At 64.6% G+C, this 18,967-nt stretch carries 25 protein-coding genes; all 25 read right to left on the minus strand.

The window, feature by feature from the left end; translation table 11 throughout:
* Positions 1-7: 7 nt before the first annotated feature.
* A complete protein-coding gene (gene rpsE, locus EV662_RS11820; protein WP_132462494.1) occupies positions 8-574 on the minus strand; it encodes a 30S ribosomal protein S5 in 567 nt (188 codons plus the stop codon).
* Positions 575-585: 11 nt separating this feature from the next.
* Entirely contained in the window at positions 586-945 is a 360-nt protein-coding gene (rplR, locus tag EV662_RS11825) for a 50S ribosomal protein L18 (protein ID WP_132462496.1), read from the minus strand.
* 11 nt (positions 946-956) lie between these two features.
* Positions 957-1,490 (minus strand): 50S ribosomal protein L6, encoded by a 534-nt coding sequence (rplF, locus tag EV662_RS11830; protein WP_132462498.1) that lies wholly within the window; start codon positions 1,488-1,490, stop codon positions 957-959.
* 13 nt (positions 1,491-1,503) lie between these two features.
* Positions 1,504-1,902: a 30S ribosomal protein S8 gene (gene rpsH / locus EV662_RS11835; RefSeq protein WP_207903616.1), complete on the minus strand. Its 399-nt coding sequence runs from the start codon at positions 1,900-1,902 to the stop codon at positions 1,504-1,506.
* Between the two features lie 12 nt (positions 1,903-1,914).
* Positions 1,915-2,220 carry a 30S ribosomal protein S14 gene (gene rpsN, locus EV662_RS11840; RefSeq protein WP_132462500.1) on the minus strand — a complete coding sequence of 102 codons (306 nt, stop codon included), beginning with the start codon at positions 2,218-2,220 and terminating at the stop codon, positions 1,915-1,917.
* A 21-nt stretch (positions 2,221-2,241) separates the two neighbouring features.
* Positions 2,242-2,805, minus strand: a complete 564-nt coding sequence (gene rplE, locus EV662_RS11845; RefSeq protein ID WP_132462502.1) for a 50S ribosomal protein L5 — start codon at positions 2,803-2,805, stop codon at positions 2,242-2,244.
* Positions 2,798-3,109 (minus strand): 50S ribosomal protein L24, encoded by a 312-nt coding sequence (gene rplX / locus EV662_RS11850; protein WP_132462504.1) that lies wholly within the window; start codon positions 3,107-3,109, stop codon positions 2,798-2,800. The genes rplE and rplX overlap by 8 nt, the downstream gene beginning before the upstream one ends.
* Positions 3,109-3,477 (minus strand): 50S ribosomal protein L14, encoded by a 369-nt coding sequence (rplN, locus tag EV662_RS11855; protein WP_011567679.1) that lies wholly within the window; start codon positions 3,475-3,477, stop codon positions 3,109-3,111. Before rplN ends, rplX begins: the two co-directional genes overlap by 1 nt.
* Positions 3,478-3,542: 65 nt before the next feature.
* Complete coding sequence (gene rpsQ / locus EV662_RS11860) at positions 3,543-3,773, minus strand: 30S ribosomal protein S17 (RefSeq protein WP_132462506.1); 231 nt, start codon at positions 3,771-3,773, stop codon at positions 3,543-3,545.
* Between the two features lie 12 nt (positions 3,774-3,785).
* Positions 3,786-3,986, minus strand: a complete 201-nt coding sequence (gene rpmC, locus EV662_RS11865) for a 50S ribosomal protein L29 (RefSeq protein WP_132462508.1) — start codon at positions 3,984-3,986, stop codon at positions 3,786-3,788.
* Between the two features lie 228 nt (positions 3,987-4,214).
* Positions 4,215-4,628 carry a 50S ribosomal protein L16 gene (gene rplP, locus EV662_RS11870; protein WP_132462510.1) on the minus strand — a complete coding sequence of 138 codons (414 nt, stop codon included), beginning with the start codon at positions 4,626-4,628 and terminating at the stop codon, positions 4,215-4,217.
* A 12-nt stretch (positions 4,629-4,640) separates the two neighbouring features.
* A complete protein-coding gene (gene rpsC, locus EV662_RS11875; protein ID WP_132462512.1) occupies positions 4,641-5,345 on the minus strand; it encodes a 30S ribosomal protein S3 in 705 nt (234 codons plus the stop codon).
* Positions 5,345-5,725, minus strand: a complete 381-nt coding sequence (gene rplV, locus EV662_RS11880; RefSeq protein ID WP_132462514.1) for a 50S ribosomal protein L22 — start codon at positions 5,723-5,725, stop codon at positions 5,345-5,347. Before rplV ends, rpsC begins: the two co-directional genes overlap by 1 nt.
* Before the next feature lie 5 nt (positions 5,726-5,730).
* Positions 5,731-6,009: a 30S ribosomal protein S19 gene (gene rpsS, locus EV662_RS11885; RefSeq protein ID WP_132462516.1), complete on the minus strand. Its 279-nt coding sequence runs from the start codon at positions 6,007-6,009 to the stop codon at positions 5,731-5,733.
* A gap of 3 nt (positions 6,010-6,012) precedes the next feature.
* Positions 6,013-6,852 (minus strand): 50S ribosomal protein L2, encoded by an 840-nt coding sequence (gene rplB, locus EV662_RS11890; RefSeq protein WP_132462518.1) that lies wholly within the window; start codon positions 6,850-6,852, stop codon positions 6,013-6,015.
* 119 nt (positions 6,853-6,971) lie between these two features.
* Entirely contained in the window at positions 6,972-7,268 is a 297-nt protein-coding gene (locus EV662_RS11895; protein WP_132462520.1) for a 50S ribosomal protein L23, read from the minus strand.
* On the minus strand, positions 7,265-7,885 hold the full coding sequence (gene rplD / locus EV662_RS11900) for a 50S ribosomal protein L4 (protein WP_132462522.1): 621 nt from the start codon (positions 7,883-7,885) through the stop codon (positions 7,265-7,267). The genes EV662_RS11895 and rplD overlap by 4 nt, the downstream gene beginning before the upstream one ends.
* Complete coding sequence (gene rplC, locus EV662_RS11905) at positions 7,882-8,607, minus strand: 50S ribosomal protein L3 (protein ID WP_132462524.1); 726 nt, start codon at positions 8,605-8,607, stop codon at positions 7,882-7,884. The genes rplD and rplC overlap by 4 nt, the downstream gene beginning before the upstream one ends.
* 13 nt (positions 8,608-8,620) lie before the next feature.
* A complete protein-coding gene (gene rpsJ / locus EV662_RS11910) occupies positions 8,621-8,929 on the minus strand; it encodes a 30S ribosomal protein S10 (protein WP_042456850.1) in 309 nt (102 codons plus the stop codon).
* Between the two features lie 58 nt (positions 8,930-8,987).
* Entirely contained in the window at positions 8,988-10,163 is a 1,176-nt protein-coding gene (gene tuf, locus EV662_RS11915) for an elongation factor Tu (protein WP_132462526.1), read from the minus strand.
* A gap of 83 nt (positions 10,164-10,246) precedes the next feature.
* Entirely contained in the window at positions 10,247-12,370 is a 2,124-nt protein-coding gene (gene fusA, locus EV662_RS11920; RefSeq protein ID WP_132462528.1) for an elongation factor G, read from the minus strand.
* Between the two features lie 24 nt (positions 12,371-12,394).
* Complete coding sequence (rpsG, locus tag EV662_RS11925; protein ID WP_132462530.1) at positions 12,395-12,865, minus strand: 30S ribosomal protein S7; 471 nt, start codon at positions 12,863-12,865, stop codon at positions 12,395-12,397.
* Between the two features lie 12 nt (positions 12,866-12,877).
* Positions 12,878-13,249, minus strand: coding sequence for a 30S ribosomal protein S12 (gene rpsL / locus EV662_RS11930; RefSeq protein ID WP_132462532.1), 372 nt, complete (start codon positions 13,247-13,249; stop codon positions 12,878-12,880).
* Positions 13,250-13,499: 250 nt separating this feature from the next.
* Positions 13,500-14,450, minus strand: coding sequence for a DMT family transporter (locus EV662_RS11935; protein ID WP_341799082.1), 951 nt, complete (start codon positions 14,448-14,450; stop codon positions 13,500-13,502).
* Positions 14,451-14,677: 227 nt separating this feature from the next.
* The gene (gene rpoC / locus EV662_RS11940) at positions 14,678-18,925 is read right to left on the minus strand and encodes a DNA-directed RNA polymerase subunit beta' (RefSeq protein ID WP_132462534.1); all 4,248 of its coding nucleotides are present in this window, start codon (positions 18,923-18,925) and stop codon (positions 14,678-14,680) included.
* Positions 18,926-18,967: the final 42 nt, after the last annotated feature.

Below are 18,967 nucleotides of genomic sequence, written 5' to 3' on the forward strand. Positions count from 1 at the left end.
CCTCTCCTTACGCTTCGGCGGCGTCTTGGGCAGGGGCTTCATCCTTTTTCAGGATATCGGCCACCTTCTTGCCACGGCGCTGTGCCACGTGGCGGGGCGAGCTTTCCTTCGACAGCCCGTCCAGCGTCGCGCGGATCATGTTGTAGGGGTTCTGCGACCCGATGGATTTCGCCACCACGTCCTGAACGCCCAGCATCTCGAACACGGCGCGCATCGGACCACCGGCGATGATCCCAGTCCCCTGGGGGGCGGTCCGCATCACCACGCGGCCCGCGCCATGGCGGCCCTCGATGTCATGGTGCAGCGTCCGGCCCTCGCGCAGCGGCACGCGCATCAGCTTGCGCCGGGCCTGCTCGGTGGCCTTGCGGATCGCCTCGGGCACTTCTTTCGCCTTGCCCTTGCCAAAGCCGACGCGGCCCTTCTGATCGCCCACGACCACCAGCGCCGCAAAGCCGAAGCGCTTGCCGCCCTTCACGGTCTTGGACACGCGGTTGATCGCCACGAGACGATCGGCGAATTCCGGGTTTTCGTCGCGATCGCGACCCCCACCCCGGCGATTGTCTTCTCTTGCCATATCTCGTCTCCTCAGAACTTCAGGCCGCCTTCACGGGCGGCGTCGGCCAGCGCCTTGACGCGCCCGTGATAGAGGTAGCCGCCACGGTCGAAATAGCATTCCTCGACCCCGGCCTTCTTGGCACGCTCGGCCAGCGCGGTGCCCACCTTGGCGGCGGCCTCCACGTTGTTCTTGCCGACCACGCCCAGATCCTTCTCGAGGCTGGAGGCAGCGGCGAGCGTCACGCCGTTCACATCGTCGATCAGCTGAACGCTGATGTTCTTGTTGCTGCGATGAACCGACAGGCGCACGCGCCCGGCGTTCATCTTGCGAAGTTTGTTCCGAACGCGCAGGCGGCGTTTCTGGAACAGGTCTCTCTTGCTGTTTGCCATCTGTCGCGCCCTTACTTCTTCTTGCCTTCCTTGCGGAAGATATACTCGCCCTTGTAGCGGATACCCTTGCCCTTGTAGGGCTCGGGCGCGCGCCATTCGCGGATGTTGGCCGCGACCTGGCCGACGAGCTGCTGATCGGTGCCCTCGACCACGATCTCGGTCTGCTTGGGGCAGGTGACGGTGACGCCCTGGGGCACGTCGAAATTCACCTCGTGGCTGTAGCCGAGGTTCAGTTTCAGCGTGTTGCCCTGCATCTGGGCGCGGTAGCCGACACCTTGGATTTCAAGCTCGCGCTTGAACCCGTCGGTGACCCCCTGGACGAGGTTCGCGACCATGGTGCGCGACATCCCCCATTGCTGGCGCGCCCGCTTGGAGCTGCCACGGGGGGTGACGGTGACGGCGCTGTCCTCGACTGCGATCGTCACGTCGTCGGTGGCGGTGAAGCTGCGGGCGCCTTTCGGGCCCTTTACCTCGACGGTCTGGCCGGAGACGGATGCGGTCACACCCGACGGCAGCTCGACCGGTCTTTTGCCAATACGAGACATCTGCCTTTCCTCCTCAGAATACCGTGCAAAGCACTTCGCCGCCGACATTCGCCGAGCGCGCGGCCGCATCCGACATCACGCCCTTCGAGGTCGAGACGATGGACACGCCCAGGCCCTGACGCACCTGCGGCAGCTCGCCCACGCCCATGTAGACGCGGCGGCCGGGTTTCGACACGCGCTTGAGTTCGCGGATGACGGGCGTGCCTTCGAAATATTTCAGCGACACTTCCAGTTCGGGCAGGCCATTGGCGCCGTCGACCTTTTCATAGCCGCGGATGTAGCCTTCGTCGGCCAGCACATCCAGCACCCAGGCGCGCAGCTTGGAGGCGGGGGTACGGACCGTCGACTTGCCACGCATCTGCGCGTTGCGGATGCGGGTCAGCATATCGCCGAGAGGATCGTTCACGGACATCTTTTCCCCTCCTTACCAGCTCGACTTGACCATGCCGGGGATCTGGCCCATCGAGCCGAGTTCCCGAAGCATGATCCGCGAGACTTTGAGCTTGCGGTAATAGGCGTGCGGACGCCCGGTGAGCTGGCAGCGGTTGTGCAGCCGCGTCGGCGAGGAGTTGCGCGGCAGCTTGGCCAGCTTGAGCCGGGCCTTGAACCGCTCTTCCATCGGAAGATCCTCGTTGTTCGCGATCACCTTCAGCGCGGCGCGTTTGGCGGCGTATTTCTCCACCAGGCGCTGACGCTTGAGTTCGCGTTCGACCATAGATTTCTTAGCCATGTCGTGTTCTCCCTCCCGCGATCAGCTGTTGAACGGCATGTTGAAATGCTTCAACAGCGCCTTCGCTTCCGCGTCGGTTTTCGCGGTGGTGGCGATGACGATATCCAGACCCCAGACCTCGTCGACCTTGTCATATTCGATTTCCGGGAAGACGATGTGTTCCTTCATGCCCATCGCATAGTTGCCGCGCCCGTCGAAGGACTTGCCCGGAACGCCGCGGAAGTCGCGGATGCGGGGCATGGCGATCGTGATCAGGCGATCGAGGAATTCGTACATCCGGTCGCCGCGCAGGGTGACCTTGGCGCCCAGCGGCATGTCTTCACGAACACGGAAGCCGGCGATCGACTTCTTGGCCTTGGTGATCACGGCTTTCTGGCCGGCGATCAGGGTCAGGTCCTCCTGGGCCGACTTGGCCTTCTTGGAGTCGCGGACCGCCTCGGCGCCACAGCCGATGTTCAGCACGATCTTGTCCAGCCGCGGGATCTGCATGTCGTTGGTATAGCCGAACTCTTCCTTGAGGGCGGCCTTGATCGTCTCGCGGTACTGCGTCTTCAGACGCGGGGCGTAAGTGGCAGCATCAAGCATCGATCACGTCCCCCGTGGTCTTGGCATAGCGCACCTTCTTGCCGTCTTCGACCTTGAAGCCGACGCGGGTGGGTTTGCCGTTCTTGTCGACGATCGCCAGGTTCGACAGGTCGATCGGCATCGCCTTGGGGCGGCGGCCGGCCTGCGTGGTCTGGCTTTGTTTCTGGTGGCGGATGGCCATGTTGATGCCATCGACCACGGCCTTGCCGGCCTTGGGGTCGACCGAGGCGATGACGCCTTCGCGGCCCTTGTCCTTGCCAGCGAGCACGACGACCTTGTCGCCCGTCTTGAGTTTCGCAGCCATCAGAGCACCTCCGGAGCCAGCGAAATGATCTTCATGAAGTTCTTGGCGCGTAGCTCGCGCACCACCGGGCCGAAGATCCGGGTGCCGATCGGCTCGTTGTTGTTGTTGAGGATCACGGCGGCGTTGCGATCGAAGCGGATCGCGGTGCCATCCTCGCGGCGCACTTCCTTGGCGGTGCGCACGACGACGGCCTTGCGCACGTCGCCTTTCTTGACGCGACCACGCGGAATGGCCTCTTTCACCGACACCACGATGATGTCGCCGACGCTGGCATATTTCCGCTTGGACCCGCCCAGGACCTTGATGCACTGAACCCGGCGTGCGCCGGAGTTGTCAGCGACATCCAGATTGGTCTGCATCTGGATCATTGGGTTACTCCCGACCTTTGGGAACGCTGTCCCAGGGTTTCGTTCAAACCGGAAAGTGGATCAGGTCAGGCCTGAACCACCTCCCAGCGTTTCGTCTTGGACTTGGGCGCGCATTCCTGGATGCGCACCGTGTCACCCACCTTGAACGTGTTGTTCTCGTCGTGGGCGCGGTATTTCTTGGACTTCCGGATCGTCTTTTGCAGCACGGGGTGCTTGAAGCGACGCTCGACCAGGACGGTCACGGTCTGGTCGTTCAGGTCGCTGGTCACGGTGCCTTGCAGGATACGTTTGGGCATCTGAGGCTCACCTTATTCCGCCGCCGCGCGGGCTTTTTCGTTCAGGATGGTCTTCACGCGGGCCGCGTCGCGGCGCACCTGGCGCATGCGCGCGGTGTTCTCCATCGCGCCGGTGGCCTGCTGAAAGCGCAGGTTGAAGGCCTCTTTCTTCAGGTTGGTCAACTCCTCGCGGAGCTGGTCGGGAGTCTTGTCCCGCAGATCACTGGCGTTCATCGCCTATCTTCCTTTCAACATCACCGGCAGGCCCCAGTGCGGCATGGCCGCGGGTCACCCTGATTCCGGCGGAGTCCGTGGATGAGCGGTTCGCATACGCCCCCGGCGCCCATAAAGCAACCCCCGATCTGACCTGCGTCCCGCAAAGAGGGCCGCGCCACGAAAAAGCCCCCGCCGATCTCTCGACGGGGGCCGATCGCGTAGGGTGGGTGTCAACCCACCGATCCGTCACCAGTCTTCGCGCTGGACGATCCGGGTCTTGATCGGCAGCTTCATCGCCGCCAGGCGCAGCGCCTCGCGGGCGACCGCGTCGGACACGCCGTCGATCTCGAACATGATCCGGCCGGGCTTGATCTTGGCCGCCCAGAAATCGACCGAACCCTTGCCCTTACCCATCCGGACTTCCGTCGGCTTCGACGACACCGGCGTGTCGGGGAAGATACGGATCCAGACGCGGCCCTGACGCTTCATGTGGCGCGTCATGGCCCGGCGGGCGGCTTCGATCTGGCGCGCGGTGATGCGCTCGGGTTGGGTCGCCTTCAGCCCGTACGAGCCGAAGTTGAGGTCGGTTCCGCCCTTGGCCTGGCCGTGGATACGGCCCTTGTGCATCTTGCGGAATTTCGTGCGCTTGGGTTGCAGCATCTCTCAAACTCCTCAGCGGTCGCGGCGCGGCCGCGACGGCCCGCCTTCCTGGAGTTCCGACTGGCGACGGTCACGCGCACTGGGATCGTGCTCCATGATCTCGCCTTTGAAGATCCAGACCTTGATGCCGATGATGCCATAGGGCGTTTTCGCCTCGGCATGGGCATAGTCGATGTCGGCGCGCAGCGTGTGCAGCGGCACCCGGCCCTCGCGGTACCATTCGGTCCGCGCGATCTCGGCCCCGCCAAGGCGGCCGGCGACGTTGACCCGGATCCCCAGCGCGCCCATGCGCATCGAGTTCTGCACCGACCGCTTCATCGCGCGGCGGAAGCTGACCCGGCGTTCCAGCTGCTGGGCGATCGAATCCGCCACCAGCTGGGCGTCGAGTTCAGGCTTGCGCACCTCGACGATGTTCAGGTGCAGCTCGCTGTCGGTCATGTTCGCCAGCTTCTTGCGAAGCGTCTCGATATCGGCGCCTTTCTTGCCGATGATGACCCCGGGCCGCGCGGTGTGGATCGTCACCCGGCATTTCTTGTGCGGGCGCTCGATGATGATGCGGCTGACGCCGGCCTGCTTGCACTCTTCGTGAATGAACTCGCGCATCTTCACGTCTTCGAGCAGCAGATTGCCGTAGTCATTGGTATCGGCATACCAGCGGCTATCCCAAGTGCGGTTGACCTGGAGGCGCATGCCGATCGGATTAACCTTGTGACCCATCAGACTTGCTCCTCGACCTGGCGGACCTTGATGGTGAGTTCCGAGAACGGCTTGACGATCTTGCCGAACCGGCCGCGGGCACGCGGACGGCCGCGCTTGAGCGTCAGGTTCTTGCCGACATAGGCCTCGGCGACGATCAGTTCGTCGACGTCGAGGTTATGGTTGTTCTCGGCGTTGGCGATCGCGGACTGAAGGCATTTCTTCACGTCCTCGGCGATCCGTTTCTTCGAGAAGGTCAGATCGGCCAGCGCCTTGTCCACCTTCTTGCCACGGATCATCGCGGCGACGAGGTTCAGCTTTTGCGGCGAGGTGCGCAGCATGCGCGCCTTGGCCATCGCCTCGTTTTCGGCCACGCGGCGGGGGTTCTTGTCCTTGCCCATGGCGATTACCTCTTCTTCGATTTCTTGTCGGCCGCGTGCCCGTAATAGGTGCGCGTCGGCGAGTATTCACCGAACTTCTGGCCGATCATGTCCTCGGTGACGTTCACCGGGATATGCTTCTGGCCATTGTAGACGCCGAAGGTGAGCCCCACGAACTGGGGCAGGATCGTCGAGCGGCGCGACCAGATCTTGATGACCTCGTTGCGGCCCGATTCGCGGGCTTTCTCGGCCTTCTTCAGGACGTAGGAGTCGACGAAGGGGCCCTTCCAAACAGAACGTGTCATGGCTTAGCGACCCTTCTTGCGCGCGTGACGGGAGCGGATGATGTACTTGTCCGTCGCCTTGTTGCGGCGGGTGCGGGCGCCCTTGGTGGGCTTGCCCCACGGGGTCACCGGGTGACGACCACCCGAGGTGCGGCCCTCACCACCACCGTGCGGGTGGTCGATCGGGTTCATCACGACGCCGCGGACCGACGGACGCTTGCCCATGTGGCGCGAACGGCCGGCCTTGCCGAAGTTCTGGTTCGAGTTGTCCGGGTTCGACACCGCACCGACGGTCGCCATGCATTCCTGGCGCACCATGCGAAGTTCCCCCGAGGACAGCCGCAGCTGGGCATAACCGCCGTCACGGCCGACGAACTGGGCATAGGTGCCCGCCGCGCGCGCGATCTGGCCGCCCTTGCCGGGCTTCAGCTCGATGTTGTGCACGATCGTACCGATCGGCATGCCGGTGAAGGGCATCGCGTTGCCCGGCTTCACATCGGCCTTGGCGGACGCGATCACCTTGTCGCCGACGCCCAGGCGCTGGGGCGCCAGGATATAGGCCTGCTCGCCATCCTCGTACTGGATCAGCGCGATGAAGGCGGTCCGGTTCGGGTCGTATTCGATGCGGGCGACGACGGCCGAGATATCCATCTTTGTCCGCTTGAAATCGACGACGCGGTACAGGCGTTTCGCCCCCCCGCCGCGACGACGCATCGTGATCCGTCCGGTGTTGTTCCGGCCGCCCTTCTTGGTCAGACCCTCGGTGAGGGCCTTGACCGGACGACCTTTCCAAAGCTCCGAACGGTCGATCAGCACCAGCCCACGCTGGCCCGGCGTCGTCGGCTTGTACGACTTGAGTGCCATGCTTTCTGTCTTCCGTCAGCTTCGGACCAAAGGTCCGGTTTCCGTATGGGGCGAAACCGCCCCGGTCTCAAACGCAGCCGGCCCCGGGCGATCCGGGGCCGGTGAGTCGGGTCCGTCTATCAGAGACCCGTGGTCACGTCGATAGTGTTACCCTCTTCGAGGGTCACATAGGCCTTCTTGACGTCCTTGCGGCGGCCGCGGATGCCGCGGAACCGCTTGGTCTTGCCCTTGGTGATGGTGGTGTTGACCGCCTTCACCTTGACCCCGAAGAGGCTTTCGACAGCCTCCTTGATCGCGGGCTTGTTCGCGTCCATCGCCACTTCGAAGACAACGGCATTGGCCTCGGAGGCCATGGTCGCCTTCTCGGTGATGATCGGCTTGCGGATCACGTCGTAATGGTCAGCCTTCGCGCTCATTTCAGTCGAGCCTCCAGAGCTTCGACACCCGCCTTCGTCAACACCAGCGTATCGCGGCGGAGGATGTCATAGACATTGGCGCCCATGGACGGCAGCACATCGAGACCCTCGATGTTGCGCGCGGCCATGGCGAAGTTCGCGTTGACCTCGGCGCCGTCGATGATCAGGACACGCTTCCAGCCCAGGTTCTTGACCGACTTGGCCAGCGCCGCGGTCTTGACCTCGGCCAGTTCGGCCGATTCCAGAACCACCAGCTCCCCGGCCTTCGCCTTGGCGCTCAGCGCGTGCTTGAGCCCCAGCTTGCGGAACTTCTTGGTCAGGTCGTGGGCGTGGCTGCGCGGGGTCGGGCCCTTGTAGATGCCACCCTTGCGGAAGATCGGCGCGTTCCGGTCCCCGTGGCGTGCGCCGCCGGTGCCCTTCTGGCGATAGATCTTCTTGGTCGAGTAGCTGGTCTCGGACCGGGTCTTGACCTTGTGGGTGCCGGCCTGCGCCTTGTTGCGCTGCCAGCGGACCACGCGGTGCAGGATGTCGGCGCGCGGCTCCAGGCCGAAGATCTCGTCGCCGAGATCGACGGTGCCGGCCTTGGCGCCATCCAGCTTGATCACGTCGAGTTTCATTCTTCACCCCCTTCGGCGGGCGCATCTGCGGCCGCGGCCTCGGTTGCGGCGGATTTCAGCGCGGCGGGCAGGACCAGGTTCTCGGGCGTCGGCTTCTTGACCGCGTCCTTGATCGTGACCCAACCGCCCTTGGCGCCGGGCACCGCGCCCTTGACCATGATCAGGCCCCGGTCGGCATCGGTCTTGACGACCTGCAGGTTCTGCGTGGTCACGCGGGCGGCGCCCATGTGACCGGCCATCTTCTTGCCCTTGAACACGCGGCCCGGGTCCTGACACTGACCGGTCGAGCCGTGCGAGCGGTGGCTGATCGACACCCCGTGCGAGGCGCGCAGGCCGCCGAAATTGTGCCGCTTCATGGCACCGGCGAAACCCTTGCCGATCGAGGTGCCGCTGACATCCACGTACTGGCCTTCGAAGTAGTGATCGGCGGTGATTTCCGCACCCACCTCGATCAGGTTCTCCGGGGCCACGCGGAATTCCGCGAGCTTGCGTTTCGGCGCCACGTTCGACTTGGCGAAATGCCCGCGCATCGGCGCCGGCACCCGCTTGGCCTTGGCCGCGCCCGCGCCCAGCTGAACGGCGGTATATCCGTCCTTCTCGGCGGTACGCTGCGCCACGACCTGGCAGCCATCCAGTTGCAGGACGGTGACCGGAACCTGCCGGCCATCCTCCATGAACAGGCGGGTCATGCCCACCTTCTTTGCGATCACTCCAGAGCGCATCCGGGTGCCCTCCTTAAACCTTGATCTCGACGTCGACACCGGCGGCCAGGTCGAGCTTCATGAGCGCGTCCACGGTCTGCGGCGTCGGGTCGATGATGTCGAGAAGCCGCTTGTGCGTGCGGATTTCCCACTGGTCGCGCGACTTCTTGTCGATATGCGGCCCGCGCAGGACGGTGAATTTCTCGATCTTGTTCGGCAGGGGAATGGGCCCGCGCACCTGGGCGCCGGTCCGTTTGGCCGTATTCACGATCTCCTGCGTGCTGGCATCCAGAACGCGGTAGTCGAAGGCCTTCAGCCGAATGCGGATGTTCTGACTTTGCATTGTTCTAGCCCTTCAGGCTGACGGGCCGACTTTTTGGCCGGCCCTGGCCTTTTTCGGTTTACTCGATGATCTTGGACACGACGCCGGCGCCGACGGTGCGGCCGCCTTCGCGGATGGCGAAGCGCAGCTTCTCTTCCATCGCGATCGGCGCGATCAGTTCGACCGTGAACGACACGTTGTCGCCCGGCATCACCATCTCGGTGCCTTCGGCCAGTTGAACCGTCCCGGTCACGTCCGTCGTGCGGAAGTAGAACTGCGGGCGGTAGTTGGCGAAGAACGGCGTGTGACGGCCACCCTCTTCCTTGGTCAGGATGTAGGCCTCGGCCTCGAACTTCTTGTGCGGCTTCACCGAACCCGGCTTGCACAGCACCTGGCCGCGCTCGACCTGCTCGCGGTCGATGCCGCGCAGCAGCGCGCCGATGTTGTCGCCCGCCTCGCCGCGATCCAGCAGCTTGCGGAACATCTCGACGCCCGTGCAGGTCGTGGTCTGGGTGTCGCGGATGCCCACGATCTCGATCGAGTCGCCCACGTTGATCACACCGCGTTCCACCCGGCCCGTCACGACGGTGCCGCGGCCCGAGATCGAGAACACGTCCTCGATCGGCATCAGGAACGGCTGGTCCACGGGGCGGTCCGGCGTCGGGATGTACTCGTCCACCGCCGCCATCAGCGCGCGGATCTTGTCCTCGCCGATATTCGCGTCGCGGCCTTCCAGCGCGGCCAGCGCCGAGCCCGCGACGATCGGGATGTCGTCGCCGGGGAAGTCGTAGGACGACAGCAGCTCGCGGATTTCCATTTCCACCAGCTCCAGCAGCTCCTCGTCATCGACCTGGTCGACCTTGTTCATGAACACCACCAGCGCGGGAACGCCAACCTGGCGGGCCAGCAGGATGTGCTCGCGCGTCTGCGGCATCGGGCCGTCGGCCGCGTTCACAACCAGGATCGCGCCGTCCATCTGCGCCGCGCCCGTGATCATGTTCTTCACGTAGTCGGCGTGGCCGGGGCAGTCCACGTGCGCGTAGTGCCGCGCGTCCGTCTCGTATTCCACGTGCGCCGTCGAGATCGTGATCCCGCGCGCCTTCTCCTCCGGCGCCGCGTCGATCTGGTCGTAGGCCTTGAAATCGCCGAAATACTTCGTGATCGCAGCCGTCAGCGTCGTCTTGCCGTGGTCAACGTGCCCGATCGTGCCGATGTTAACATGCGGTTTCGTACGTTCAAACTTTGCCTTCGCCATGGTGGCCTCCTGCTATCTTGTCGGGTGGTGGGTTGGAACCCACCCTACGAGGTTGCGGTAGGGTGGGTGAAACCCACCGCGCGTTACGCGTATTTCGCCTGGATCTCTTCGCTGATGTTCTGCGGGACCGGCTCGTAATGGTCGAACTGCATCGTGAATTGCGCACGGCCCGAAGACATCGAGCGCAGGGTGTTGATGTAGCCGAACATGTTGGCCAGCGGCACGAAGGCGTTGATGACGTTCGCGTTGCCGCGCGTATCCTGCCCCTGCACCTGGCCCCGGCGGGAGGTCAGGTCACCGATGATGCCGCCGGTGTATTCCTCGGGCGTCACCACCTCGACCTTCATGATCGGCTCCAGCAGCTTGGCGCCGCCTTTCTTGAGACCCTCGCGCATCGCGGCACGGGCCGCGATTTCGAAGGCCAGCACCGACGAGTCGACGTCATGGTAGGCGCCGTCGACCAGCTTGACCTTGAAGTCGATCACCGGGAAGCCGGCAAGCGGACCCGAGTCCATCACCGAGTTGATGCCCTTCTCGACGCCGGGGATGTATTCCTTCGGCACCGAGCCGCCCACGATGAGGCTTTCGAAGCTGTAGCCCTCGCCGGGTTCGGTCGGCTCGATCTGCAGCTTGACGCGGGCGAACTGGCCCGAACCGCCGGTCTGCTTCTTGTGGGTGTAGTCGACCTCGGCCTTGTGGCTGATGGTTTCGCGATAGGCCACCTGCGGCGCACCGATATTCGCCTCGACCTTGAACTCCCGCTTGAGGCGGTCGACGAGGATGTCGAGGTGAAGTTCGCCCATGCCCTTCATGATGGTCTGGCCCGATTCCAGGTCGGTCTCGACGCGGAAGGACGGGTCCTCGGCGGCAAGGCGCGCCAGGCCCTGGGACATCTTCTCCTGGTCGGCCTTGGTCTTGGGCTCGACCGCGATCTCGATCACCGGCTCGGGGAAGGTCATGGTTTCCAGGACGACCGGCTTGGCGGTGTCGCACAGCGTGTCGCCGGTGGTCGTTTCCTTCAGACCGGCCAGTGCGATGATGTCGCCGGCAGCCGCCCAATCGATCTCTTCGCGCGAGTTCGAGTGCATCATCATCATCCGGCCGACGCGCTCGCGCTTGCCCTTGGTCGAGTTCAGCAGCTGGTCGCCCTTCTTGACGATGCCCGAGTAAATCCGGGTGAAGGTCAACGAACCGACGAACGGGTCGTTCATGATCTTGAACGCCAGCGCCGAGAACGGATCGTCGTCCTTGGCATTGCGCGCGATGTTGCGGGTCTCGGTCTCGTCATCGGGCGAGAAGCCCATGTAGGCCGGCACGTCCAGCGGCGAGGGCAGGAAATCGATGACCGCGTTCAACAGCGGCTGAACGCCCTTGTTCTTGAACGCCGAGCCCGCCGTCACCGGCACGAAGGCCAGCGCCAGCGTGCCCTTGCGGATCAGCTTGCGCAGGGTCGCCTGGTCGGGCTCGTTGCCTTCCAGATAGGCTTCCATGGCCTCGTCGTCCTGCTCGACGGCAAGCTCGACCAGGTTGGCGTGCCATTCCTCGGCCAGGTCCTTCAGCTCGTCACGGATCGGCTGGCGGGTCCAGGACGCGCCAAGGTCCTCGCCCTTCCAGGTCCACTCTTCCATGGTGATCAGGTCGACGATGCCTTCCAGCTGATCCTCGGCCCCGATCGGCAGCGCAATCGGTGCGGGAGTCGCGCCGGTGCGGTCCTTGATCATCTTCACGCAGTTGAAGAAGTCGGCGCCGATCTTGTCCATCTTGTTGACGAACACGATGCGCGGCACCTCGTAGCGGTCGGCCTGGCGCCAGACGGTTTCGGTCTGCGGCTCGACACCGGCATTGGCGTCAAGCAGGCAGATCGCGCCGTCCAGAACGGCAAGCGACCGTTCCACCTCGATGGTAAAGTCCACGTGGCCGGGGGTGTCGATGATGTTGAACCGGAACTTGGTGTCCGACGTCCCCTCGGCGGTCGGATCCTCCTGGCGCTGCCAGAACGTCGTGGTCGCAGCGGACGTGATCGTGATGCCACGCTCCTGCTCCTGCTCCATCCAGTCCATCGTCGCGGCGCCGTCATGCACCTCGCCGATCTTGTGGGACTTGCCGGTGTAGTAGAGGATACGCTCGGTCGTCGTCGTCTTGCCGGCGTCGATATGCGCCATGATACCGAAGTTGCGGTAGCGCTCGAGGGGGTAGTCGCGTGCCATTTGGTCGGTTCCCGGCCTAGTCTGTTACCAGCGGTAATGGCTGAAGGCTTTGTTCGCCTCGGCCATCTTGTGGGTGTCTTCGCGCTTTTTCACCGCGGTGCCGCGGGACTGGACGGCGTCGATCAGTTCGCCCGCCAGGCGCTCTTCCATGGTGTTCTCGTTGCGCTTGCGGCTGGCGTCGATCAGCCAGCGGATCGCCAGCGCCTCGCGGCGCTCGGGGCGCACCTCGACGGGCACCTGGTAGGTGGCACCGCCGACCCGGCGGGACCGCACCTCGACCGAGGGCTTCACGTTGTCCAGCGCCTCGGTAAAGACCTCGACGGGCGACCGCTTCAGCTTGGCCTCGACCCGGTCGAGCGCATTGTAGACGATGCGCTCGGCGACCGACTTCTTGCCGTCGATCATCAGGTTGTTCATGAATTTCGTCAGAACCCGGTCACCATACTTGGCGTCGGGCAGAATCTCGCGCTTTTCGGCGGCGTGACGACGGGACATTGACGTCTCTCCTTACTTCGGACGCTTGGCGCCGTATTTCGAACGGCGCTGCTTGCGGTCTTTGACGCCCTGGGTGTCCAGCACACCGCGAAGGATGTGGTAACGGACACCGGGAAGGTCCTTGACCCGGCCGCCGCGGATCAGCACGACCGAGTGTTCCTGCAGGTTATGGCTTTCGCCGGGGATATAGCTGATCACCTCGAAACCGTTGGTCAGACGCACCTTCGCGACTTTCCGCATGGCCGAGTTCGGCTTTTTCGGCGTGGTGGTATAGACGCGCGTGCAAACGCCCCGTTTCTGCGGGCAGCCCTGCAGGTGCATGGACTTCTGGCGTTTCACTTTCGGCTGCCGCGGCTTGCGGATCAGCTGTTGGATCGTCGGCATTCCGGTTCCCCGTGTTGCAACCCGTTCAAATCTCGTCTCACGCGCTTCATGCGTCCACGAAACGCGAAAACCGCATTCGATCCCCTCTTCGCGGGACCGACGCGGTGGAATTCCAGAGGATCGGGGCACAGACGGCCCGGATCGTGACCACTTCAGTTCTGATGTCAGGCGCGCACGGCGAAACCGCAGGCCCGAAGTGCGCGCGGTATATGGCGAGTCGGATGGGGTGTCAACACCGCTTGGCCCGCGCTCAGCGTATTCTCAAGGGCGCGGGGCCCGCGGCCCGCGCCAGGCGGCGTTCGCGGTAGAAGGTATAGATGCCCGTCGCCACCACCACCGCCGCCCCCGCCAGCGTCCAGCCCGAGGGCCAGTCGCCGAACACCACCGCCCCCAGCAGCAACGCCCAGACCAGCGCTGTATAGCGGAACGGCGCCACGACGGCGACCTCGCCGACCCGCATCGCCATCACCGAGAACAGGTAGCCGCCGATCACGAAGACCGTCGCACCCGCCAGTTGCAGCGCAGGCCTGGGCCCCAGGGCCACCCACTCTCCCCCGATGGCCGCGCCGGTGCCGGCGAACAACGTGACCCCCACCGCCGCCGACAGCGCCACCGTCAACGAAGGCACCGCGCCCGACAACCGGCGCGTGGCCAGGTCACGCAACGTCACGCAGGCCACCGCGACCAGCGCATAGACCGAGAAAATGGTGAACCCCTCGGTGCCGGGACGGACGATCATCATCACGCCGCCAAAGCCGATCAGGATGGCGCCCCAGCGCCGCCAGCCCACCACCTCGCCCAGGAACAGCGCCCCGGCCAGCGTCACCGCCAGCGGAACCGCCTGGATGATCGCGGTCACATTGGCCAAAGGCGCATTGAACAGCGCTGTGATAAAGAAATAGGCCGCACAGATCTCGGCCAGCGTCCGCGTCGCGATCAGCGCCCAGTCGCGCCGGGGCAGACGGAACCGCAGCGCCCCCATCAGGCGGGTCGCCACCAGCAACAACAGCACCGTGCCACAGCCCCGCAGGAACAGCGCCTGAAAGAACGGCACCTCGTCGGACAACGCCTTCATGCAGGCGTCGTTGAAGGTGAATGCGGCCATGCTTCCCATCATCAGGGCGGCGCCACGCGTATTCTCGGACAGGGGCGACATGGTTTCGCCAATAGCAGGACTGACGGCAATGGAAAGCGCCATCATTCCGCCCGTCGCCACCCCGGCCCGTCGTCCGTGGCCCCCATCGGCATTGCCCCTCCCCCGACGCCGCCACGCATCTTTTTCCTGGCGGAAATACTCCGGGGGTCCGGGGGCAGAGCCCCCGGCCGGTCGTCCTGGCGAAAGCCAGGACGAAACCCGGAACCCTGCCCCGAAACCGAAAACGCCCCCGCCATCGCTGGCGGGGGCGCCTGTCTCGCGGCGAAGACCGCTTATTCCTCGCGGCTCTCCGGGGTCTCGACGAGGCCGAAATCGTCCTCGCCCACATCCATCACGTCATCCATCGGCGCGACAAGCGCCGCGGCGGCCTCGGCCTCGGCTTGCCGGGCCTCGATCACCTTCTGGTCGCGCTCGGCCGCGATGCGGCGCACGCGCTGGCTGGCCCCGCCGGTGCCCGCCGGGATCAGCCGGCCGACGATGACGTTCTCCTTCAGGCCGACCAGCTTGTCGCGCTTGCCCTGGACGGCGGCCTCGGTCAGCACCCGCGTCGTTTCCTGGAACGAGGCGGCCGAGATGAACGACCGGGTCTGCAGCGACGCCTTGGTGATGCCCAGAAGGATCGGCTGGCCCTCGGCGGGGCGTCCGCCCTTGGCCATCACCTTCTCGTTGGAAGCCTCCAGCTCGGCCTTGTCGACATGTTCGCCCTTCAGAAGGGTCGTGTCGCCGGAATCGAGGATCTCCCACTTCTGCAGCATCTGGCGAACGATCACCTCGATGTGCTTGTCGTTGATCTTCACGCCCTGCAGACGATAGACCTCCTGCACCTCGTCGATCATGTAATCGGCCAGCGCCTCGACCCCCATGATGGCGAGAATGTCATGCGGCGCGGGGTTGCCGTCCATGATGTAATCGCCCTTCTGGACGAAATCGCCTTCCTGCACCGGGATATGCTTGCCCTTGGGCACCATATATTCCACGGGTTCGAAGGTCTCGTCCGAGGGTTCGATCGTGATCCGGCGCTTGTTCTTGTAGTCGCGCCCGAACCGGACATAGCCGTCGATCTCGGCGATGATGGCGTGGTCCTTGGGACGGCGTGCCTCGAACAGTTCGGCCACCCGCGGCAGACCGCCGGTGATGTCCTTGGTCTTGGCGCCCTCGCGCGGGATCCGCGCGACCACGTCCCCGGCCTTGATGTCCTGGCCATCCTCGATCGACAGGATCGCGTCGACCGACATCGGGTAGGTCACCGGGTTGCCCGCCTCGTTCCGGACCGGCTCGCCCGTGGCGGGGTCGACGATCAGGATTTCCGGCTTCAGGTCGTTGCCCTTGGGCGCGGCGCGCCAGTCGGACACGATCTTCTGGGTCATGCCGGTGGCATCGTCGGTATCCTCGCGCACCGAGATCCCGGTGACGAGGTCGACGAACTTGGCCACACCCGCCTTCTCGGCGATGATCGGCAGGGTGTAGGGGTCCCATTCGAACAGCTTGTCGCCGCGCTTGACGCTCGCGCCCTCGGCCACGAAGATCTTGGTGCCGTAGCCGACCTTGTGGCTGGCCCGTTCCACCCCGTTCTCGTCGACGATCACGAGCTGCATGTTGCGGCCCATGACGATCTGTTCGCCGGCGGCGTTCTCCAGCAGGTTCGGGTTGCGGAACTCGACCTTGCCCTCCTGGCTGGCCTCCTGGAACGACTGCTGGCCCCCCTGGGCGATCCCGCCGATGTGGAAGGTCCGCATCGTCAGCTGGGTGCCCGGCTCGCCGATCGACTGGGCGGCGATGATGCCCACCGCTTCGCCGACATTGACCATGGTGCCGCGGGCAAGGTCGCGCCCGTAGCAGGCGGCGCAGACGCCCTCCTCGGCCTCGCAGGTCAGGGGCGAGCGGATGCGCACGCTGGCCACGCCCGCCTTCTCGATGGCGTCGGCCTTGCGTTCGTCGATCAGCTCGTTACGGCTGACCAGCACCTCGTCGGTGCCGGGTTTCAGCACGTCGTCGGCCGCGACGCGGCCCAGCAGGCGCTCGGCCAGCGATGCCACCACCTCGCCGTCATTGACCGCCGCCTCGCAGGTGATCGCGCGGTCGGTGCCGCAATCGTGGCTGCGCACGATGCAGTCCTGCGCCACGTCCACCAGGCGCCGGGTCAGGTAACCCGAGTTCGCGGTCTTCAGCGCGGTGTCGGCCAGACCCTTCCGGGCGCCGTGGGTGGAATTGAAGTACTCCAGCACGGTCAGGCCTTCCTTGAAGTTCGAGATGATCGGCGTCTCGATGATCTCGCCCGACGGCTTGGCCATCAGGCCGCGCATGCCGCCCAGCTGTTTCATCTGGGCCGGCGAACCCCGCGCGCCCGAATGCGCCATCATGTAGACCGAGTTGGGTTCCATCTCGGCGCCGGCATCATCGACGCGCACGGCAGAGATTTCATCCATCATCGCGGCGGCCACCTCGTCGGAACATTTCGACCAGGCATCGACGACCTTGTTGTACTTCTCACCCTGGGTGATCAGGCCGTCCATGTATTGCTGTTCGAATTCCTTGACCTGGTCCCGGACGCCCTCGACGATGGTCCACTTGGAATCCGGAATGACCATGTCGTCCTTGCCGAACGAGATGCCGGCCTTGAACGCTTCCTTGAAGCCCATGGACATGATCTGGTCGCAGAAGATGACCGACTCCTTCTGACCGCAATAGCGGTAGACGGTGTCGATGACCTGCTGCACCTCTTTCTTGCGCAGCAGGCGGTTGACCAGGTCGAACGGCGCCTTGGCGTTCAGCGGCAGAAGCGCGCCAAGCCGCACCCGGCCGGGCGTCGTTTCATAGCGCTTGAGCACCTCGTTGCCATGCTCGTCGATCTGCTTGATCCGCGCGGTGACGCGCGCATGCAGATGCACCTCGCCCGCGTCCAGCGCGTGCTGCACCTCGTCGACATCGGCAAAGGCCATGCCCTCGCCCTTCATGCCCTTGCGCTCCATCGTGATGTAGTAAAGCCCCAGGATCATGTCCTGCGACGGCACGATGATCGGCGCGCCGTTGGCCGGCGACAGCACGTTGTTCGTGGACATCATCAACACGCGCGCTTCCAGCTGGGCCTCGAGGCTCAGCGGAACGTGCACGGCCATCTGGTCGCCGTCGAAGTCGGCGTTGAACGCCGAGCAGACCAGCGGGTGCAGCTGGATCGCCTTGCCCTCGATCAGCGTGGGCTCGAACGCCTGGATCCCCAGCCGGTGCAGCGTCGGCGCGCGGTTCAGAAGAACCGGGTGCTCGCGGATCACCTCGTCGAGGATGTCCCAGACCTCGGGGCGCTCCTTCTCGACCAGCTTTTTCGCCTGTTTCACGGTCGAGGACAGGCCCTTGGCCTCGAGCCGCGAATAGATGAACGGCTTGAACAGTTCGAGCGCCATCTTCTTCGGCAGGCCGCACTGGTGCAGCTTCAGTTCCGGGCCGGTCACGATGACCGAGCGGCCCGAGAAATCGACCCGTTTCCCCAGAAGGTTCTGGCGGAACCGGCCCTGCTTGCCCTTGAGCATGTCCGAGAGCGATTTCAGCGGGCGCTTGTTGGCCCCCGTGATCACCCGGCCACGGCGGCCGTTGTCGAACAGCGCGTCCACGGCCTCTTGCAGCATCCGCTTTTCGTTGCGGACGATGATATCGGGCGCGCGCAGCTCGATCAGCCGTTTCAGACGGTTGTTCCGGTTGATGACCCGGCGATACAGGTCGTTCAGGTCCGACGTCGCGAACCGGCCGCCATCCAGCGGCACCAGCGGGCGCAGTTCCGGCGGGATCACCGGGATCACGGTCAGAACCATCCATTCCGGGCGGTTGCCCGATTCAAGGAAGCTTTCGACGACCTTCAGACGCTTGATGATCTTCTTGGGCTTCAGCTCGCCGGTGGCTTCCTTCAGTTCCTCGCGCAGGCGCTCGGCCTCGGATTCCAGGTCGATCTGGGCCAGCATCTCGCGGATCGCCTCGGCGCCGATCCCGGCGGTGAAGGCGTCGGCGCCGTACTGGTCCTGGGCATCCAGGTACTCTTCCTCGGTCATCATCTGGCCATAGGTCAGATCGGTCAGCCCGGGTTCGATCACCACGTAGTTCTCGAAATACAGCACCCGTTCCAGGTCGCGCAGCGTCATGTCCAGCATCAGGCCGATGCGGGAGGGCAGCGACTTGAGGAACCAGATATGGGCGACGGGCGCGGCCAGTTCGATATGGCCCATGCGCTCGCGCCGGACCTTCTGCAGGGTCACCTCGACGCCGCATTTCTCGCAGACGACGCCGCGATATTTCATGCGCTTGTACTTGCCGCACAGGCACTCGTAATCCTTGATCGGGCCGAAGATGCGCGCGCAGAACAGGCCGTCACGTTCCGGCTTGAACGTGCGGTAATTGATGGTCTCGGGCTTCTTGATCTCGCCGTAGGACCAGCTGAGGATGCGCTCGGGGCTGGCCAGGGAAACCTTGATCTCGTCGAACTGCTTGGGCGCGGCGAGCGGGTTGAACGGGTTGGTGGTCAGTTCCTGGTTCATGTCTCAATCCTTGAAAGGCTGGCGGAAGGGGGAACGAGCGGT

Source organism: Rhodovulum marinum (assembly GCF_004343075.1).
GTDB classification, from domain to species: domain Bacteria; phylum Pseudomonadota; class Alphaproteobacteria; order Rhodobacterales; family Rhodobacteraceae; genus Rhodovulum; species Rhodovulum marinum.

Coding starts and splice junctions, on each gene's coding strand:
- rpsE (WP_132462494.1), bottom strand. CDS start 574: ATGGCAAGAGAAGACAATCGCCGGGGTGGGGGTCGCGATCGCGACGAA.
- rplR (WP_132462496.1), bottom strand. CDS start 945: ATGGCAAACAGCAAGAGAGACCTGTTCCAGAAACGCCGCCTGCGCGTT.
- rplF (WP_132462498.1), bottom strand. CDS start 1,490: ATGTCTCGTATTGGCAAAAGACCGGTCGAGCTGCCGTCGGGTGTGACC.
- rpsH (WP_207903616.1), bottom strand. CDS start 1,902: ATGTCCGTGAACGATCCTCTCGGCGATATGCTGACCCGCATCCGCAAC.
- rpsN (WP_132462500.1), bottom strand. CDS start 2,220: ATGGCTAAGAAATCTATGGTCGAACGCGAACTCAAGCGTCAGCGCCTG.
- rplE (WP_132462502.1), bottom strand. CDS start 2,805: ATGCTTGATGCTGCCACTTACGCCCCGCGTCTGAAGACGCAGTACCGC.
- rplX (WP_132462504.1), bottom strand. CDS start 3,109: ATGGCTGCGAAACTCAAGACGGGCGACAAGGTCGTCGTGCTCGCTGGC.
- rplN (WP_011567679.1), bottom strand. CDS start 3,477: ATGATCCAGATGCAGACCAATCTGGATGTCGCTGACAACTCCGGCGCA.
- rpsQ (WP_132462506.1), bottom strand. CDS start 3,773: ATGCCCAAACGTATCCTGCAAGGCACCGTGACCAGCGACCTGAACGAC.
- rpmC (WP_132462508.1), bottom strand. CDS start 3,986: ATGAACGCCAGTGATCTGCGGGACAAGACTCCCGACCAGCTCCGCGAG.
- rplP (WP_132462510.1), bottom strand. CDS start 4,628: ATGCTGCAACCCAAGCGCACGAAATTCCGCAAGATGCACAAGGGCCGT.
- rpsC (WP_132462512.1), bottom strand. CDS start 5,345: ATGGGTCACAAGGTTAATCCGATCGGCATGCGCCTCCAGGTCAACCGC.
- rplV (WP_132462514.1), bottom strand. CDS start 5,725: ATGGGCAAGGACAAGAACCCCCGCCGCGTGGCCGAAAACGAGGCGATG.
- rpsS (WP_132462516.1), bottom strand. CDS start 6,009: ATGACACGTTCTGTTTGGAAGGGCCCCTTCGTCGACTCCTACGTCCTG.
- rplB (WP_132462518.1), bottom strand. CDS start 6,852: ATGGCACTCAAGTCGTACAAGCCGACGACGCCGGGCCAGCGTGGGCTG.
- EV662_RS11895 (WP_132462520.1), bottom strand. CDS start 7,268: ATGAGCGCGAAGGCTGACCATTACGACGTGATCCGCAAGCCGATCATC.
- rplD (WP_132462522.1), bottom strand. CDS start 7,885: ATGAAACTCGACGTGATCAAGCTGGATGGCGCCAAGGCCGGCACCGTC.
- rplC (WP_132462524.1), bottom strand. CDS start 8,607: ATGCGCTCTGGAGTGATCGCAAAGAAGGTGGGCATGACCCGCCTGTTC.
- rpsJ (WP_042456850.1), bottom strand. CDS start 8,929: ATGCAAAGTCAGAACATCCGCATTCGGCTGAAGGCCTTCGACTACCGC.
- tuf (WP_132462526.1), bottom strand. CDS start 10,163: ATGGCGAAGGCAAAGTTTGAACGTACGAAACCGCATGTTAACATCGGC.
- fusA (WP_132462528.1), bottom strand. CDS start 12,370: ATGGCACGCGACTACCCCCTCGAGCGCTACCGCAACTTCGGTATCATG.
- rpsG (WP_132462530.1), bottom strand. CDS start 12,865: ATGTCCCGTCGTCACGCCGCCGAAAAGCGCGAGATTCTGCCCGACGCC.
- rpsL (WP_132462532.1), bottom strand. CDS start 13,249: ATGCCGACGATCCAACAGCTGATCCGCAAGCCGCGGCAGCCGAAAGTG.
- EV662_RS11935 (WP_341799082.1), bottom strand. CDS start 14,450: ATGATGGCGCTTTCCATTGCCGTCAGTCCTGCTATTGGCGAAACCATG.
- rpoC (WP_132462534.1), bottom strand. CDS start 18,925: ATGAACCAGGAACTGACCACCAACCCGTTCAACCCGCTCGCCGCGCCC.